The sequence below is a fragment of the Tractidigestivibacter montrealensis genome (genome assembly GCF_024741235.1).
Lineage (GTDB): Bacteria > Actinomycetota > Coriobacteriia > Coriobacteriales > Atopobiaceae > Tractidigestivibacter > Tractidigestivibacter montrealensis.
This window is the reverse complement of the sequence record NZ_JANSKA010000001.1, coordinates 68752-85754: the sequence shown is the minus strand read 5'-3', so window position 1 is coordinate 85754 and position 17003 is coordinate 68752. Positions and strand designations below refer to the sequence as shown.

Below are 17003 nucleotides of genomic sequence, written 5' to 3'. Positions count from 1 at the left end.
AAAAGCACTTCCTCGCTCTCATTGTCTTACAGGAAAGGGAAACTATAATGCAACGCAAGATTGATCAGCTCGAACCATTTCAGAGGGCCATATCAAAGGCACACCTCGCGTCGGCGGGCATTTCGATTGACTCGCTGGAGGACCCCGATAAACCGCTCATTGCGATCGCAAACAGCTGGAATGAGGTCTGTCCTGGCCACGAGCCACTCCGGCAGCTTGCTGCCGAGGTTAAGAAGGGCGTGCTCGAGGCTGGTGGGGAACCAATAGAGTTCAACACTATCGGCATGTGTGATGGTGTCGCCCAAGGGCATCCTGGTATGCGCTACTGCTTGCCGCACCGCGACCTCATCACCGACTCCTGCGAGGCCATGATTGTGGGAGAGGGGGTTTTTGACGGAGCCGTCTACATGGGATCATGCGACAAGATCATCCCAGGCATGCTCAACGCCGCAGCGCGCATCAACCTCCCCTCCGCCATCGTTACCGCAGGACCCTGCTATGACGAGATAAAGCCCTCGCAATCCAAGGCTCTCCGTGCGGCGTTCCTGCGTGGCGAGGCTTCGGAGCGCGACGTTATTGAGGGGACGCTCAAGTACTACACAGGGCCCGGCATCTGCCCGTTCTTGGGCACCGCAAACACCATGGGGTGCCTCTCGGAAGCGCTCGGCATGATGCTTCCGTACGGCGCCCTCTGGCCGAGTTCGACAAGCCAGCGTAGGTTCAGCGCCAGGCAGACCGGTGCGCGTGTCGTCGAGCTTGTTCGCAAGGGGATTTGCCCTTCCGACATCATGACCCAAGGGGCCCTTGACAATGCAGTAAAGCTCCTTGCCTCTATCGGCGGGTCCCTCAACGCGATGGTGCATCTCCCGGCCCTCGCGCATGAGCTTGGACTGGAGGTTACCTGGGATAGGGTTGCCGACATCACCAGCCACACTCCCGTCGTGTGCAACGTCGTCCCCAATGGTGACATCAGCTGCATCAACCTCTACAAGGCTGGTGGCGTCCCCGCTGTGCTCAAGACCATTGAGGGGGACCTCGACACCTCGGCAATGACCGTTACTGGCAGAACGCTAGGCGAGAACCTTGACAGGGACGTTCCGGTTGACCGCTCCATCATCCGGACGCAGGATGACCCAGATTCGGTCTGCAATGGAATACAGGTGCTCTATGGAAACCTTGCTCCCGAAGGTGCACTCGTGAAAACCAGCGCTGTGCCGGCCGAGCAGCATGTTTGGACAGGCAAGGCCCAGGTTTTCGAATCCGAGGAGGAAGCGTTTGCTGCATACAATGCGCATGCCATCAAGCCTGGCACCGGTGTTGTCGTGCGCTACGAGGGTCCCAAGGGGGGACCCGGAATGAAGGAACTGCACCGCGTCACCGAGATTATGAAGGGCATTCCCAATTCGGCAGTTATTACGGATGGCCGCTTCTCAGGTGCTTCTGGCGGCCTTTCGGTAGGATATCTCTGCCCCGAGGCGTTCGAGGGAGGGGCAATCGCCCTCGTGAGGGATGGCGACGAGATTCATGTTGACCTCAACAAGAACCTCATCGAGCTGAACGTCTCAGACGAGGAGCTGAGTGCGCGTCGCGCATCGTGGGAGCCGGTTATTCACGAGAACGGAGGACATCTGCTCGAACGTTACTCGAAGCAGGTGGCTTCTGCGAAGACCGGTGCTGTGTTGAGCTAACTATTGCAATTCTTGCGGTGGGAAACTCCTTTGAGGTACCGTTCGGCTCTCGACGCCGTGCGGTACCTTGTTATTTAGTTTAGAAACTTTCCAACCACGTCCGCGAATGTTCTGTCGTTTTCGGAGAAGGCATCGCTGTGGATGTCCATCGTGGATCGTGGCGGAGACCTTGCTGTAGCTGGCGCGCTCGCTGGCGGTGCGGAAGTCCACGCAGTTTGCGATCATTAGCGAGATGCTCGTGCGCTGCAGCTCGTGGAAGCGGAGCCCTGGATAGTGCCTGCGTACCCGCTTGCGCCTGTTGCTCCGGGAGTAGGGCCTCCCGTCGTCGATGGGGAAGCCGTGCTCGTTCAGCTTAGTCTTCTTCACTGCTAATGTGATTACAGCTTTTCTCGGCATAGTTGGGAACTTCGGCAGATTGGATTCCTCAAATCCCCCAGTAGCATTTTCTGCATCTAACTCAATTGTCGGGCAACTCAATCCCGTTGAGCTTCTACGTCGCGTCCAGTGAGTTCGGTCTTTGGGTGCGTCCATATCGTGACGGACATGCCCGCGGATCACCATCTCATTTTTCGTGAGTCTGAAGCAGAAGAGCTCCGGGAAGCGGTCGGGGTTCCTCGTGACGGCTTGATTGAGCGCTCTGGTCTCCAGACCGTAAAGCTTCGCGAGGTCGCTGTCGAGCATGGCCTGCTCGCCGCGAACGGTGTAGATCATGCTCATCAACTCAGTTGCTAGGAAACGAAATCTCGCGAAAAAACAGCGCACGCCAATACAACCTCGTGCACTTCTCGGCGGCGTCTTTCCAGAAGGCTACGGATCGGCATCATTTTCGTGCGTGCTTTTAAACGTTGAAACTCGCTTGGGGCGTCGTTCCGAGGGTGCCATCGGCGACTATTATTTCGCTGGGAGCCGTCGTGATAGCGTGGCGTATCACTGACGTCCACCCTGGTAACCTGAAGCGAGCCGTCTACTGGAGGTGTGATGGCAATGGACAGGCTAGCTGCGTTCGAAGAGATGCTCGCGGACGTTCGGAAACAGGCGGCGTTCGAGCAGGCCGAGATGGACAGGCTCAAGGCGGAGGGCAAGGTGAGGACGGTCACGTACCGCCAGTACTTCTCCAACCGCATGCTCTACAAGATGATGCTCGACAAGTACGCGCAATACGGCCTGCTGGATACGTAGGCCGTATTGCGCGCTCATGCAACCGATGCAGTCTGTTTGCCGGGCAACGGAATCCCATTGCCCGGCAACTCAATCCCGCGCGGTCTAAAGAATCGACATCGCCGCCTGGTCGCCGCCGTGGACTGCGTCTCGAACAATGCCCGCCGCTTTCGAGTTGCCCACGTTGGTCACCTTTGCCCCAACGGCCTCCGCGGCCCTTGTGAGCCGCTCGACCTCATCAGAGTTGGGGTCCATGCCAAAGGAGTAAACGTACGTATCCGCAGAGACCACCAGCCTTTCACCTCCTGGCGTTCCCTTCTCGTCCGTCGCCTTTTCGCAGACCAGACCCTCATCCGTGAACGCAAGGGGGCATGTTGAGAGGAACTGCTTGATCCCCCGACGATCCATCTCGTCCAGAAGGGCGTTGCGATAGTAGCCAAAGGTCGAGGGGGTAAGACGAGGCTTGCGCGCCACAATGGTTACCTCGTGTCCTGCTGCTGCAAGGTTGAGCGCCGTCTCACAAGCCGTGAGCCCACCGCCGGCAATCACCACAGAGTGACCGATTTGGTCCATGTGGAAGAAGGTGTCTGCCGCGTCCATCGCCCGCTCGGCTCCAGGGAGAGGGCAGGTCCGGTTGTGTGCGCCAACTGCCAGAATCACATAGTCAGGGCTCTTGGCGCGCAGGTAGTTCTCGTCCACGCGGGTATGTAGCTCAACAGTTGTGCCTGATTCGGCAAGCTCGCGCTCGAGGACGCGCTCGAAGTCCATCCATTCCCGCTTGTCGTGGTCGTGCTCCGCAAAAAGAAGGACTCCCCCCAGTCTTTCCCCCTTCTCGGCCAGCGTCACCTTGTGACCGCGCCTTGCTGCCGTGATAGCCGCCTGCATGCCGCCCACGCCGCCGCCCACCACGAGCACGTTCCTTCTTGCCTGGGGCTTGGGCAGGCGGTCCGGGTAGTATCCCAGCCCAGAGTTGGGGTTGATCGAGCAGTCACCCATCACCGCGGGACTGTAGATCTTCATGAACTCTTCGGGGGGAAGTTGGTACCACAGCGGGATGTCGGTTGGGTGCTCGCAGAATCCCGGATAGCAGTGGAAGCAGCGCACGCAGCGATGGACCATGTTTTCTCTGCCATCGAGGGTCTTCTCGATGAAGTCGGGGTCGGCAAAGCACTGGCGTGCACACTCCACAAAGTCGGCCTTGCCTTCCGCAATGGCATCCTCTGCCTGGGCCACACTGTTGAAGCCTCCGACCACCGCAACCAGACTCTTGTGCAGGTGCGCCTTGATGGCTGCCGCGCGCTCCAGGTTCACGCCGTGCGGATCGAAGATGTCGCTGAATGTGTCCCCGCGGTTGCCCAACTTCTTGATGCCGTTCGACACATGGAAGATGTCTACCAGACCGTCGATCTGCTCGGCAAAGCCGCAGGAGTCTTCGAGGGTCATGCCGCCCTTCTCGCCATCTTCCGCACTCATGCGCAGCTCGAGCACCATGTCCTCGCCCATGCCTGCGCGCAGTGCGCGAAGGGCCATCTTGGGGAAGCGAGAGCGGTTCTCGATGGATCCGCCAAATTCGTCGGTGCGGTGGTTGAAGAGCGGCGAGACAAACTGCTGGATGAGAAAGCCGTGGCCTCCGTGCAGAAGCACCCCGTCGAATCCCGCTGCCGCCGCAAAGCGCCCCACCTGGAAGAAGTCGCGGCAGACCTTCTCCATCATCTGGCGGTCCATCCCAAAGACGTGTCGCCCATCCTCGCGCACGAAGTCGTCCGGTCCCCAAGGCTCCGCAGCATCATCCGCTTCGAGGCCCTCGTGGGACACCTCGAGGTATGCGAGGGCACCACCTGCGTGTATGCGATCTGCATACTCCTTTGCGGAGTCGAAGTCACTGCCGTAGAAGTGCCTCACGTCGATTGCGCGGTCCATGAACGCTCCGCGTCCTTCCTCGAAGTTGAGAGGAAGCTCGCCTGTCGCAACGCAGCCAAAGCCGCCCTTGGCACGGACTTCGACCATGCGGTAGATGTTCTCGCGTATCTCGGGGATGAAGTACGCCGCATGGAAGAACATGGTTGGCGCCGCAATCAGTCGGTTGCGATAGACCCTGCCACGAATCTCGATGGGATTGAATACATGGGGATACTTCTTTGCACCCGGCCTGTTCGCATACTGAGCTCGTGCCTCGTCGACGGAACGGACTACCGTGCTGGGTGCTGTCTCCCTGCTGCTTTTGCCTGGAAATGCCATGAGGGGGGTTCTCCTCTTCTCTGCGGGCTTGCCTTCTCGCTCTGCTGCGAAACGCTTTGCTGGCCTTTCGATAATCGAATCGTAGAGACTCATGAGTTGTCGTGGTTCTCTCCGTTTCTTATCATGTGATTTGGTTTCCCTATCATCGAGGGGAGAGACAATGACCCCCAAGCAGCTTGAGTACTTCGTCGCCGTTGCGGAGGAGCTTTCGTTCACGCGGGCGGCCAGACGGCTGTTTGTCTCCGAGGCAAGCATATCGACCCAGGTCAGGAGCCTCGAGCGCGAGATAGGCTGTCGCTTGCTTGACCGGGACAATCACCATGTGGCGCTTACTCCTGCAGGGACGTCGTTCTTTGCGGATACGCAGGCGATTCTTGCCCGCTCAAAGGAGGCTGTCGAGCGGGCAAGGGCCACGGATAACGGGCCCATTGGCGAGCTGCGGGTGGGCTACATCAAGGGATACGAGCAGTCAAACCTGGGCGACATGCTGTTTGCCTTCCACGCGCACAACCCCAACGTGAGACTGTCGTTCATGAGGGAAAACGTTGCCGAGCTGTATGATGCGCTCAAGGCCGAGAAGATCGATGTAGCCATTAACCTGCTGTATCAAGAAAGCAGTATGGCCCCGCTGCAGTGGGTGAGGCTGCGCGACTATCCGCTCTATGCGGTGGTGCCGGCAAATCACCCTCTTGCGCACAGGGATGCCATCGCGATGGAAGAGCTGGCAGCATACCCGCTTGTAGACATCTGCCGAGGTGAGGGCGGCTACGGCGAAAACGAGATTATCGGCAACACGCTACTTGCCGCAGGCTTGCGGCCGCATGTCTCGTATGTCTCTGAGGACGTAGAGACAAGCGTGCTATGCGTTGCGGCGGGGCTGGGGTATGCGCTCTTGCCGGGCTACCTTACCGAGACGCTGCCAGCAAGGGGGAAGGTCGTGGCGCTGCCACTCAAGGGTAAGGAACGCGAGATGCACGTGGTGGCAGCCTGGCTCCCCACGAGGAAGAACGAGCTTCTCGACGTGTTTCTCGACGAGTTCCTGACGGTTGAGTAGCCTTGATTAATAGACATACGTCTATGCAATCAATTTACCTGGTAACGGAATCCCGTTACCGAATCCCACTGCCCGGTATTTCAATCCCGCCTGGCACTGTGGTTGCATAGACACATATCTATGCAACTCAATTGCCCGGCAAAACAATCCCGCCGAGCAGCGCTGCAAGCGCGTCTACGTCCTCGTCGGAAGTGGCCCAGCTCGTGGCCAGGCGCACGACGGTGCGGCCGTCGGCCAGCTGCTCCCAGAAACTCATCTCCACGCGGGCAGAAAGCTGTGCATAGCGCTTCTCGTCAAGTGCGACAAACACCTGGTTGGTCTCCTGCGGGTGCATGAGCTCGCAACCGGCTGTCTGGAATGCTTGGGCAATGCGACCGGCCTGCTCAACCGCCCGAGTGCCAATCTGCTGGTAGAGGTCCCCGTCGAGCAGCGTCTCAAACTGGATTCCCGCGACCATCCCTTTGGCGAGAAGCGCTCCGCGGCGCTTCATGAGTGTGAAGAAGTGGGGGCACGTCGACGGCTTGGGGAAGACCATCGCTTCGCCGAGAAGCGCGCCGCATTTGGTGCCGCCAATGTAGAACGCGTCGGCCAGACGCGCCAGATCGCTCAGCTGCACGTTGTTGCTCGGTGCGGCAAGGGCGTAGGCAAGGCGCGCGCCATCGACGTAGAGCTTCATACTGTGCGCGTCGCACGTGGCGCGCAGCGCGGAGAGCTCGTCTAGCGAGTAGAGCGTGCCGTACTCTGTTGGCTGCGAGATGTAGACCAGCCCCGGCATGACCATGTGGTCGTGGTTCTCGTCTTGCTCCCAGGACGTAGCCATCGCGTCAACGTCTGCGGCGTTCAACTTGCCGTCTTTCTCGGGGAACTGGATGACCTTGTGTCCGCACGCCTCGATGGCGCCCGCCTCATGGATGCTCACGTGGCCGGAGTCCGCGGCGACGACGCCCTGCCACGGGGCAAGAAGCGCGTCGATTGCGACGGCGTTCGCCTGGGTACCACCAACCAGGAAGTGCACCTCTGCCTGCGGAGCGTTGCATGCCGTGCGGATGAGCTCGCGAGCGTGATCGCTGTGAGCATCCGTGCCGTAGCCCGGGTTTGCCTCCATGTTGGCGGCGGCCAGGCGCTCGAGGATGCGCGGGTGCGCACCCTGCTGGTAGTCGGATGCAAACGGCAGTCTCTTCTCGGCGTCCACTATCAATCCTTCCCAAGGCGTCACTCGGACACGCCTGATGGCGCCTTACGCCTCAACACATTACTCAAACGCTGTTGGAAAGCTATTCCTGATATGCTTTCAGAATGCCACTACCGCAGACGACAGACCGAGGGAGCTCCTCATGTTCATGATTATTCTTATTGTCCTTATCGTGGTTCTCGTACTCTCAACGGGCTACGTTGTGCGCCAGCAACACGTCGCCGTCATCGAGCGCCTGGGCAAGTTCCACGGGTTCGCCGGCCCCGGCTTCCACGTGAAGTTTCCCTTCATTGACGTCACGCACGACGTGAGCCTCATGACCGAGGACGAGCACATGACGTTTGACGCCAAGACCTCGGACAACGTGACCATCGAGCTGGACGTCTCCATCCAGTACCACGTGGACTACGGCGACGTTGAGAAGGGTGCGGATTCCGGCGTATACCGCAGCTTCTACACGCTGCAGGATCCCGTGGGGCAGATGCAGGACTACCTGGCCGACGCGCTGCGTTCGCAGATCCCCGCGCGCACGCTTGACGAGGTCTTCTCCGAGAAGGACGCCATTGCCCACGCTATCGATGAGGTTGTTGCGGCCAAGATGCTCGACTACGGCTACGTGCTGGTGACCACCCTCATTACGCGCATCAAGCTGCCGCAGGAGGTTCAGGAGTCGATGAACCACATCATCGCCTCGAAGAACAACCTCGAGAGCGCGACCAACGACGCCAACGCTGCCAAGGCAAAGACCGTCATTGCGGCGCAGGCCAAGGCCGAGGCAATGGCCGCGGAGGGCAAGGGCATTGCCGACCAGCGCGTTGCCATCGCCCGCGGCATCAAGGACTCCATCGACACCATCCGCGAGTCCGGCGTGACCGAGGAGGAGGCCAATCGCCTCTTTGAGTTCACCCAGTGGACGGACATGATGAACAACTACGCGGCAAGCGGCAAGGCAACCACGGTGCTGCTGCCCGAGGACTTTGACCAGAGCGGCGTATTTAAGAGCATTGTCGCGGGGAAGAAGGCTGGGGAGAAGTAGCGCCTCCTAGCCGCGCCTCAAACGGCGCTCTAGGCGCTTGCTCACTGCCACGAGCGCCATCACAATCACGTAATAGATCACGGCAACGGCGATAAACGGCTCGAACGCGCGGTACGTGAGCGCCTGCACGCTTTGCGCGGCGCGCATCATGTCCATGAGGCCGATGGTCGCCACAAGAGATGAGCTCTTGAGTACCGTGATAACCTCATTGACCAGCGCGGGAGCCACCGAGCGCAGCGCCTGGGGAATGATGATCTCCCACATCATGAGGTGATAGGGGAGGCCAAGCGCGCGGGCGGCGTCGTATTGGCCGCGGTCAACGCCCTCGATGCCGCCGCGCATGGTCTCGGAGACGGTGGCGGATCCATTGAGCCCCAGCGTGAGCACCGAGGCGGCAAACATAGAGATCTTATAGCCCGTGAGCTGCGGCGTTGCAAAGTACGCAATAAACAGAAGCACTATGAGCGGGATGCCTCGGAAAATCGACGTGTAGAAGTCTAGTACCACTCGCAGTGGCTTGCACGGCAGCACCTTGAGCACAGCGATGAGAAATCCCAGCGCAAACGCCAAGACCAAAGCGGCCCCCGTCACCTCAAGCGTGACGGAGAGGCCGCTTATGAACATTGGCGCATATGGTTCGATGACCGAGAAGTTCATGCCGCTCTCTCGCTAGTTTGCGCTGGTAGAGCCCACGCCCTCGGTTGCAGAGCCGGAGGCCGAGAAGTCCCCGCCCCATTCGAAGTCTGGGCCTACGTAGGTGCCAATGAACTGGTCGATGGTGCCGTCCTCGAGCATCTCGCCAATGCACTGGTCAAAGGCGGCGACAAACGACGCCCCCTTCGTGGCCATGATGCGGTAGACGCCCACATAGTCCTTGGTCTCGTCGCGGCTGAGAAGGCCAAGCACCAGGCCTTCGTTGGCGTCGCGCATGGACTGGCCCTCGGCACCGTCGCACAGGTAGGCGTCGATGCGGCCGGCGAGAACCTCCTGCAGGCACTGGTCGCCACCGTCGTAGGTGTGGACGTCGGCATCGGGCAACACGGCAGTGACAAACTTGTTCTGCACCGTGCCCGTGGTGCAGGCAATGCTCTTGCCGGCAAGGTCGTCAACGCTTGTGATGGCGTCGCCCCCAAGGGTGAGCACGCCAACGAGTGGCTGGTAGTAGCCACGGGTGAAGTCGTAGGTCTGCTCGCGCTCCGCGTTCGAGGACATTGCCATCGTGAAGGACGTGTCGCTTGCCTGGACGGAGGCCAGCGTGGCGGCGAACTCCTGCGGCTCGAAGTTGTACGTGAAGCCAAGGCGGCTGGCCATCTCGTCTGCCACGGCGATGTCCAGGCCGACTACCTTCTGGGTGCCATCGGACTGCATCTCGATGTAGCGGTACGGCGCGAAGGCGTCATCGCCCACAAAGGTGAGGTGCTGGCCGGCAAGGTCTGCTGACGATGCGTCGCCTGTGGTGGCTGTGGCCGTGGTGCTGGCCGTGGAGTCGCTCTGCTGAGCGCTACCGCAACCCGCGAGTGCGAGCGGCGCGAGGGCCGCCCCTGCTGCTATCACGCCGAGAAATGACCGGCGATCCATTGAGCCATGCTGTCTGGTTCCCATCTGCTCTTCCCCCATGTTCGTCTGCAGTGGCAGTCATTGTAGCCTACTAAAATCCTAGTTGCTTAGTAGGATACACATTGGAAGCTTTTTCGGAATGACGCTGCGGCCAGGACGCCAGCTTGGGCTGGTCCACGCAAAGGCGGCGCCTGGACAAAGCCGGACGCCGCCTGGGATGACGGGAAGCGTGTCTCTCTCGCCCTAGAGCTCTTCGCGTAGCTGATCGACAAGCTGCGAGAAGTACGTAAGCGCGTCCTCGACGGGCTTGCTCGTTGCCATGTCCACGCCGGCACCGCGCAGCAGCTCGATGGGAGGCTTGCTCGAACCGCCCTTGAGGCAGCCCAGGTAGTCCTCAACGGCGGGTGCCCCCTCGCTGAGGATGCGGTTTGAGATGGCGATGGCGGCAGCGTAGCTCGTTGCGTACTGGTAGACGTAGTAGCTGTAGTAGAAGTGCGGGATGCGCGCCCACTCCAGGCGGATGCCGTCGTCAACGGTCACGGCGTCGCCAAAGTACTGGGCGTTGAGCTCGCCCCAGCGCTCGCAGAGGGCGTCGGCCGTGACACCACGGCCGTCGGCGTTCATCTCGTTCACGTCGCGCTCGAACTTGGCGAACATGCACTGGCGGTAGAGCGTCGCGCGGAAGGACTCCACAAAGTTGTTGAGCACGTAGGCGTGGGTCGCGGGGTCTGTGGTGTGCTCGAGCAGGTAGTGCGAGAGCAGTGCCTCGTTGCAGGTAGAGGCCACCTCGGCCACGAAGATGGGGTAGTCGCAGTAGGTGGGCGACTGCGCATGGCACGAGAGGTACGTGTGCACGGAGTGGCCCATCTCGTGCGCCAGCGTAAAGACGTCGTCGAGGCTTCCGTCAAAGCTCGTGAGGATCACGGGGTTGGTGCCATAGGAGCCCGCGGAGTATGCGCCGGAGCGCTTGCCGGGTGTTTCGTACACGTCAATCCAGCGCTGCTCGAGGCCCTTGCGCACAATGGCCAGGTAGTCCTCGCCCAGCGGCTCGAGTGCCTTCAGGATGAGGTCCCAGGCCTCCTCGTAGGTGAAGCTGAGGTCCACGGAGTCGACAAGCGGCACGTACATGTCCCAGAAGTGCAACTCGTCCACACCCAGCACATGCTTGCGCAGACTCGCGTAGTTGTGGAGCGCCCCGAGGTTCTTGTGCACTGCATCCACCAGGTTGTCGTAGACCGAAGTGGGAACCTCGTTGGCGTCAAGGCAGTACTCCAGGGCGTCCTTGTAGCGGCGCGAGTCCGCGAAGAACTTGAGCTGCTTGACCTGGGCGGAGAGCAGTCCGGCGCAGGTGTTGCGGTGAGCTCCGTAGCTCGCATAGACCGAGTCGAAGGCGGACTTGCGCAGCACGCGGTCGTGGTTGCGCTCAAGTCCAATGAAGCTGCCGTGGCTCACAGGGTGCTTCTCGCCCTTAGAGTCCGTGGCGTCAGCGAAGGTGAGGTCGGCATTGTTGAGCTGAGAGAACACGCGCTCGGGCTGGGCGGCAGCATCGCCGGCGCGGGCGAGGATGGCCTCTTCCGCTGCCGAGAGGCGGTGCGGGCGCATGCGCAGCTCGCGCTCGATGGCGCGGCGGTAGTGCTCCAAGCCGGGCTCCTCGGCAAAGAAGGCGGTGAGTGTCTCGTCCGCCATGCCAAGGAGCTCTGCCGAGAACCACGAGCACGCCTCTTGCGTCTCGACCTCGAGGCTCATGACCTGGTCGGAATAGACCTGGTAGCGAGCCACGCGGGTATCAACGTCTGCCTGGCGGTCGGCGTAGTTGCCCAGACGGTTGAGGGTCACGTTTGCCTCGTCCGAAAGCTGCAGGTAGGCGAGAAGGTCCGCCGCCGAGGCGCTCATGCGCCCCCGGTACGCCGCGAGCTTTGCCGGGAACTTCTTGGCGTCCTCGAGTTGGCGCTCGAAGTCCTCGTCGTCTGTGCACATGGACGAGAGGTCCCAGCGGTACTTCTCGGGAATCTGGTCGCGAGACTGGTATTGCATACGTGCTCCTTAGGGTGGAGTGTTTTCAGACTTCCCCATGGTACACGCTGCAACGCGCTGCGGTACGCGCGCCCTGCTCGCCGGCTATGCGCGAGCGGGGAGCTGCGCCACGGCCTCACCCATCACGTGGCCTTCCATGGCATGGAGCAGCTCGTTGAGCCAGAAACCCTCCCTGAGCTGCGGTGCATTGTCCAGCGCGTAGACGCGCAGCGTGTAGGTGTGGTCGCGGTCGGGTGGCTGCGGACCGTTGTAGCGACAGGTGAGGAGCGGGTCATGGCTACCCACCAGGCGCGAGGCAGAGGAGTTCTTTCCCTGTACCATCCCGGCGAAGCGCTGGTTGGAGGCGTCCTCAGGGAATTTGGTGACGCTCGCGGGGATGTCGCAGGCGCACCAGTGAATCCAGGGAAAGCCGCACACGGGAATGGAGTCGATGTCGTAGAAGACCACGGCCAACGTGGCCGTGCCCTCGGGAACGCCCGTGACCTCGAAGGGGAACGAGCGCGTTGGCGTGCCAGCGTACAGACCGGCAGCGTCAGCATGCTTTGCAAAGGCATCGGGGATGTAGCCGTTCTCGTCGAGCTTCACATGCACGTCCATGGTTGCCTCCCTGTTTTGGGTGCCTTGTGCCTCTCGCCTATTGTATCCGCAGCCGCCATGGCTCCGTCCCTCGGTCCCTACCCCTCATCCACCTCCTTCTTCACCCCTCCTCGCCCACCTCCTTCTTTATCGGTATCTGTGAAACGGAGCCGACGTTTGCCCAGGTAATCGCCAACGAGATTCACATATACCGATAAAGAATGAGAGGGGCGAGGAGGGGCTCGGGGCTCGAGGAGGGGCTCGGGGCTCGAGGAGGGCGAGGAAGGCATGCTAGAATGGCCTCGCCCAACGCGAGTCCGCTGTGGCGGCCGGACGAAGGGCTCCCAAGCAGGTCGCGACCCCAGAAGCGACCACACCACGGAAGAGAGGCGCCCACCCCGCGACGCCGACAACATGTGAGGAGAACCCAATGCTCAAGAACACCAATCTCACCCGTCACCAGGCGCTCGCGGCCCTTGGCTCCGTTACCGCCGGCCTCGCGCTCGCCGCCTGTGGCACAAGCCAGACGCAGTCTGCGGACACCGCCTCTACCAGCGACGCATCGTCCTCCTCGGACGTCTCCGCCGCCGCTGAGGACGTGACCGTCCGCGTGGCCTCCCTCAAGGGCCCCACCACCATTGGCCTGGTCTCGATGATGGACACCACCTCCGGCATCCCCACCGAGGACGCGCCCACCGAGCCCGCAGAGGGCTCCACGGGTATCACCTACTCCTACACGATCTCCGGTGCGCCCGACCAGGTCCTGCCGCTGGTTATCCAGGGCGAGACGGACATCGCCCTCGTGCCCTCCAACGTGGCCTCGGTCCTCTACAACAAGACCAGCGGCGGCATCCGCGTGATTGACGTCAACACGCTGGGCGTGCTATCCGTGGTCACCGGCGACGTCTCAGTCGAGCAGTTCGAGGACCTCGCCGGCCACACCGTCTACCTCTCCGGCCAGGGCGCCAGCCCCGAGTACACGCTCAACTACCTGCTTGACCAGGCCGGTATCAAGGACCAGGTGACCATCGAGTTCAAGAGCGAGCACAGCGAGTGCGCGGCGGCCATCCAGGCCGACCCCACGGCCGTTGCAATCCTGCCCGAGCCCTTCACCACGGCAACGCTGGCCAAGGACTCCTCGCTCTCCGCGCCCGTGAGCCTGACCGACGTCTGGGACCGCTACGCCGGCGGTTCGGGCAGCCAGTTCGTGATGGGCGTGACCATCGCTCGCTCCGAGTTCGTGGACGACCACCCCGAGGCCATCTCCGACTTCCTCTCGCGCCACGCCCAGTCCGTCGACACCGTGAACGGCGACCCTGCTGCCGCAGCGCCCCTCGTGGTGAAGGCCGGCATAGTTGCCAGCGAGGCCATCGCCGAGAAGGCCATCCCCAAGTGCAACATCGTCTGCACCACGGGCGAGGACATGCGCTCGGCGCTCTCCGGCTACCTGCAGGTCCTCTACGATGCCGATGCCTCCTCGGTGGGCGGAGCGCTCCCCGGCGACGACTTCTACTACGTGGCCTAGGCTGCGGCCAAGGTGTCGGCGGAGAACAACAAGACGCCCGTGACCCCGCGCGACGCGCTGCGCCGCGCGGGCGCCGTTGCCTTCTGGCTTCTCGTGTGGAAGCTGGCGAGTATGGCAGTTGGTTCCGAGCTCCTGCTTGCTGGTCCCGCTGCGGTGCTTGTGCGCCTGGCACAACTTGTCCCCACGGCAGCCTTCTGGTCCACGGTGGGCTTTTCGCTGGCGAGAATTGCCGCGGGCTTTGCCGCGGCCTTCGTACTTGGCCTGCTGCTGGGTCTTGCCGCGCACCGCTGGCACGCGCTGGCCGAGCTTCTCGCCCCGGCGGTGAGCTTTCTCAAGAGCGTGCCCATCGTTTGCGTGATTGTGCTGTTGCTCATGTGGGTGGGATCGGTGCGGGTCTCGGCGATTGCGGTCTTTCTCGCCGTGTTCCCTGCCATCTACTACAGCGTGCTCGAGGGGCGCGCGGCGGCGAGCCCCGGTCTGGGCGAGCTTCTCCGCGTGATGGGCGTCCCCGGCTGGCGGCGCTTCCTGGCGAACACCTGGCAGCAGCTTCTCCCGTACCTGGTGGCCACGTGCAGGAACGCCTGCGGCATGGCGTGGAAGGCGGGCGTGGCCGCCGAGCTTATAGGGAGTCCCCGCGGCTCAATGGGCGAGCGCATCTACCAGGCAAAGCTCCTGCTCGAGACCGGCGACCTCTTTGCGTGGACCATCGTGGTGGTGGCGCTCTCATGGGCGTGCGAGAAGGCATTCCTCGCGCTCCTGCGTGCAACCGGCGGCTGGGCGCTCTCGGCAAGCGTGCCGCGGCCGGTGGCCGAGCGGCACCAGCAACCCGTACCGGCGGCTGCGATCTCGCTCGATCACGTCACCCTGGGCTACGACGGCGAGCCCGTTGCCACCTGCAACCTTGCGCTTGCGCCCGGGTCGCGCACGGTGCTCTCGGACCCCTCTGGCACGGGAAAGACTACGCTGGCCCGTACCGTCTGCGGCCTTCTCGCTCCGCTCGCCGGACGCGTGGAGGCGCCGGTCTGGGGTGAGCTCTCGGTGCAGTTCCAGGACACGCGCCTGGTCGAGGCAATGACTGCCGAGCAGAACGTGCTGCTCTGCTCGGCGGGCGCCCTTTCTGCGGGGGAGGCGCATGCGCTCCTGGCGGAGCTTCTTCCCGAGGATGCGCTGGGCAGGCCGGTTGCGGAGCTCTCTGGCGGGCAACGCCGCCGTGTGGAGCTGGCGCGGGCGCTCGCGCATCCTGGCACGGCGGTTGTTCTCGACGAGCCCTTTGCCTCGCTCGACGCCGCCTCGCACAAGTCGGCGGCTGCCTTTGTGGTGCGCCACCTTTGTGGCCGTACGCTGCTCGTTGCCTCTCACGCCCCCGGCGACGCCGAGTTTCTCGACGCGCGGCCGGCGCGGCTGGGCGTCGCGCGGCGTGGGAGGTAGCGCGATGGGCGTCTACTTCGCGTACATTTGGTCAAGCGTCACAAGCAGCACGTCCTTGCGACGCTCGCACTTTCGAATGGTCCCCGGTGAGACGCTCTTTTTGGTGAAGAGCATGATGTCCTCTGTCGCATACCCCTTGACCAGGTCGCGTTTGGCGTCGAGGTCTGTTAGCTCGGCCGTTTCATCAAACTTCTCCCGGAACTTGCATTCGCCGATGAGCATCTTGTGCTCCATTGGGTCTGCTGCAATGACGTCGATGTCGTCTTGTGAGCGAGTTACGGGGTTGGTTCCCCACCAGCTCCCCAATCGCGTGACAGCGATGGGAAGTTGACCAGCGCGCGCCTGCTCGCCCAACCACTCGAGGCACAGTCGCTCGAAGCGATGCCCAAGGTAATCATCAAGCTGCTGTTCGGGAAGGCGATGGACAAGGGCATCGCCAAAGCCCCCTTCAATATCGCTTATGCGTGGCATGACAAAGCGGAACCAGAAGTCATAACAGGCGTCGCAGATTCGGTAGATTCCACGCCTACTCAAGCGCTCGTTCTCCCCAAATGGCGTGACTTTCTCGATGATGCCGAGTTGGCAAAGAGATGAGAGGTACTTGGGAATCGTGGTTGCGTCTACGCCCACTTTGTCTGCCATAAGCTTCGTCCGATTTGCGCCTCCGGCAATTGCGCGGAGGAGGGACGCGTAGAGTGCTGGCTCCGAGAATTCCTGTCGCAACAGCCCGTATGGTTCGTCAAAGAGGAATCCCGAGGGGTTGAAGTAGAGGCTCGCAAGATTGTCCCTAAAGCTGCGGCTGGAATCTACCTGCTCCAGGTAGTAGGGAACTCCCCCAAAGCAGCCGTAATACTCGAACTGTTCCTGTGGGGAAAGTCCGGGGAACATCTGGGCAGCTTCTAGGTAGCCCAGCGGTCCAATTTTCATCTGGGCGGTCCGTCTGCCGTAAAGCGGGCTTTTTCTCCCTAATACGTCGCTCTCCATAAAGCCCTCGTTGCTGCCGCATAGCATCATGAATACTTCTGTTTGCTTGAAGATGTGGTCGATGGTGACCTGTAGCGCGGAGGGGATGGACTCGTTTCTTTGCGCGGCACAGGGAAGTTCGTCGAATGCGAAAACAAAGCGCTCTCGCTTGCCGCGCTCTGCGATGAACTCGAAAGCGTCCGTCCATGTGGCAAATGAACCCGTAGTGGTGGGAAAATCGAAGAACGAGTAGACGGCGCGGCTGAAATCCGCGAGGTTGTCCTTGTCGGCTTGGTCGAGGGCAGTAAAATAGAGCGTACGCCTGTTCTCGCAGAACTTTGAGATGAGGGTGGTCTTGCCAATGCGCCTGCGCCCATACACAACAACGAGCTGGAATCTCTTGGTTGCATACAGTTGCTCGAGCTGCGCGAGTTCTCTCTGACGTCCCACAAACATAATGACCTCCTCGTCTGCTCGAGTCCCTTTGCCCGTGCCGTGACGATGTATGCAGTGGCAAAACAAATATTATTCTATAGAGAATAATTCTTCTGAGA

At 61.5% G+C, this 17003-nt stretch carries 14 protein-coding genes; 6 read left to right on the top strand and 8 right to left on the bottom strand.

Annotated features, from left to right (window positions below; genetic code table 11):
• Nucleotides 1-47: 47 nt before the first annotated feature.
• Nucleotides 48-1688, top strand: a complete 1641-nt coding sequence (ilvD, locus tag NVS32_RS00330) for a dihydroxy-acid dehydratase (protein WP_258498227.1) — start codon at nt 48-50, stop codon at nt 1686-1688.
• On the opposite strand, the gene NVS32_RS00325 is transcribed toward ilvD, so the two are convergent.
• Nucleotides 1689-2399 (bottom strand): ORF6N domain-containing protein, encoded by a 711-nt coding sequence (locus tag NVS32_RS00325; RefSeq protein ID WP_258498226.1) that lies wholly within the window; start codon nt 2397-2399, stop codon nt 1689-1691.
• Between the two features lie 267 nt (nt 2400-2666).
• On the opposite strand from NVS32_RS00325, the gene NVS32_RS00320 reads away from it, so the two are divergent.
• Nucleotides 2667-2867, top strand: a complete 201-nt coding sequence (locus tag NVS32_RS00320) for a hypothetical protein (protein WP_258498225.1) — start codon at nt 2667-2669, stop codon at nt 2865-2867.
• A gap of 84 nt (nt 2868-2951) precedes the next feature.
• On the opposite strand, the gene NVS32_RS00315 is transcribed toward NVS32_RS00320, so the two are convergent.
• Nucleotides 2952-5084, bottom strand: a complete 2133-nt coding sequence (locus tag NVS32_RS00315; RefSeq protein WP_258498224.1) for an oxidoreductase — start codon at nt 5082-5084, stop codon at nt 2952-2954.
• 160 nt (nt 5085-5244) lie between these two features.
• On the opposite strand from NVS32_RS00315, the gene NVS32_RS00310 reads away from it, so the two are divergent.
• A complete protein-coding gene (locus NVS32_RS00310; protein WP_258498222.1) occupies nt 5245-6138 on the top strand; it encodes a LysR family transcriptional regulator in 894 nt (297 codons plus the stop codon).
• A gap of 127 nt (nt 6139-6265) precedes the next feature.
• Here NVS32_RS00310 and NVS32_RS00305 read toward each other — a convergent pair whose 3' ends face one another.
• The gene (locus NVS32_RS00305; RefSeq protein WP_258498221.1) at nt 6266-7330 is read right to left on the bottom strand and encodes a threonine aldolase family protein; all 1065 of its coding nucleotides are present in this window, start codon (nt 7328-7330) and stop codon (nt 6266-6268) included.
• Nucleotides 7331-7472: 142 nt separating this feature from the next.
• On the opposite strand from NVS32_RS00305, the gene NVS32_RS00300 reads away from it, so the two are divergent.
• Nucleotides 7473-8366 (top strand): SPFH domain-containing protein, encoded by an 894-nt coding sequence (locus NVS32_RS00300; protein WP_258498220.1) that lies wholly within the window; start codon nt 7473-7475, stop codon nt 8364-8366.
• Nucleotides 8367-8372: 6 nt separating this feature from the next.
• Here the strand turns inward: NVS32_RS00300 and NVS32_RS00295 are convergent, their stop codons facing one another.
• The 4 genes from NVS32_RS00295 to NVS32_RS00280 all read right to left on the bottom strand — a co-directional run bounded on the left by NVS32_RS00295 (nt 8373) and on the right by NVS32_RS00280 (nt 12554).
• Nucleotides 8373-9023 carry an amino acid ABC transporter permease gene (locus NVS32_RS00295; RefSeq protein ID WP_258498219.1) on the bottom strand — a complete coding sequence of 217 codons (651 nt, stop codon included), beginning with the start codon at nt 9021-9023 and terminating at the stop codon, nt 8373-8375.
• Nucleotides 9024-9035: 12 nt separating this feature from the next.
• Nucleotides 9036-9968, bottom strand: a complete 933-nt coding sequence (locus NVS32_RS00290) for a substrate-binding periplasmic protein (protein ID WP_258498212.1) — start codon at nt 9966-9968, stop codon at nt 9036-9038.
• Nucleotides 9969-10166: 198 nt separating this feature from the next.
• Nucleotides 10167-11957: an oligoendopeptidase F gene (gene pepF, locus NVS32_RS00285; protein ID WP_258498211.1), complete on the bottom strand. Its 1791-nt coding sequence runs from the start codon at nt 11955-11957 to the stop codon at nt 10167-10169.
• A gap of 84 nt (nt 11958-12041) precedes the next feature.
• The gene (locus NVS32_RS00280; protein ID WP_258498210.1) at nt 12042-12554 is read right to left on the bottom strand and encodes a YbhB/YbcL family Raf kinase inhibitor-like protein; all 513 of its coding nucleotides are present in this window, start codon (nt 12552-12554) and stop codon (nt 12042-12044) included.
• 409 nt (nt 12555-12963) lie between these two features.
• On the opposite strand from NVS32_RS00280, the gene NVS32_RS00275 reads away from it, so the two are divergent.
• Both NVS32_RS00275 and NVS32_RS00270 read left to right on the top strand, forming a co-directional pair.
• The gene (locus NVS32_RS00275) at nt 12964-14058 is read left to right on the top strand and encodes an ABC transporter substrate-binding protein (protein ID WP_258498209.1); all 1095 of its coding nucleotides are present in this window, start codon (nt 12964-12966) and stop codon (nt 14056-14058) included.
• A gap of 12 nt (nt 14059-14070) precedes the next feature.
• Nucleotides 14071-15486, top strand: a complete 1416-nt coding sequence (locus NVS32_RS00270) for an ATP-binding cassette domain-containing protein (RefSeq protein ID WP_258498208.1) — start codon at nt 14071-14073, stop codon at nt 15484-15486.
• 12 nt (nt 15487-15498) lie between these two features.
• On the opposite strand, the gene NVS32_RS00265 is transcribed toward NVS32_RS00270, so the two are convergent.
• Entirely contained in the window at nt 15499-16899 is a 1401-nt protein-coding gene (locus NVS32_RS00265; protein ID WP_258498207.1) for an ATP-binding protein, read from the bottom strand.
• Nucleotides 16900-17003 lie beyond the last annotated feature (104 nt).

Bases quoted from the DNA above. Each gene is read 5' to 3' on its own strand.
- ilvD (WP_258498227.1), top strand. From the start codon at position 48: ATGCAACGCAAGATTGATCAGCTCGAACCATTTCAGAGGGCCATATCA.
- NVS32_RS00325 (WP_258498226.1), bottom strand. From the start codon at position 2,399: ATGATCTACACCGTTCGCGGCGAGCAGGCCATGCTCGACAGCGACCTC.
- NVS32_RS00320 (WP_258498225.1), top strand. From the start codon at position 2,667: ATGGCAATGGACAGGCTAGCTGCGTTCGAAGAGATGCTCGCGGACGTT.
- NVS32_RS00315 (WP_258498224.1), bottom strand. From the start codon at position 5,084: ATGGCATTTCCAGGCAAAAGCAGCAGGGAGACAGCACCCAGCACGGTA.
- NVS32_RS00310 (WP_258498222.1), top strand. From the start codon at position 5,245: ATGACCCCCAAGCAGCTTGAGTACTTCGTCGCCGTTGCGGAGGAGCTT.
- NVS32_RS00300 (WP_258498220.1), top strand. From the start codon at position 7,473: ATGTTCATGATTATTCTTATTGTCCTTATCGTGGTTCTCGTACTCTCA.
- NVS32_RS00295 (WP_258498219.1), bottom strand. From the start codon at position 9,023: ATGAACTTCTCGGTCATCGAACCATATGCGCCAATGTTCATAAGCGGC.
- NVS32_RS00290 (WP_258498212.1), bottom strand. From the start codon at position 9,968: ATGGGAACCAGACAGCATGGCTCAATGGATCGCCGGTCATTTCTCGGC.
- pepF (WP_258498211.1), bottom strand. From the start codon at position 11,957: ATGCAATACCAGTCTCGCGACCAGATTCCCGAGAAGTACCGCTGGGAC.
- NVS32_RS00280 (WP_258498210.1), bottom strand. From the start codon at position 12,554: ATGGACGTGCATGTGAAGCTCGACGAGAACGGCTACATCCCCGATGCC.
- NVS32_RS00275 (WP_258498209.1), top strand. From the start codon at position 12,964: ATGCTCAAGAACACCAATCTCACCCGTCACCAGGCGCTCGCGGCCCTT.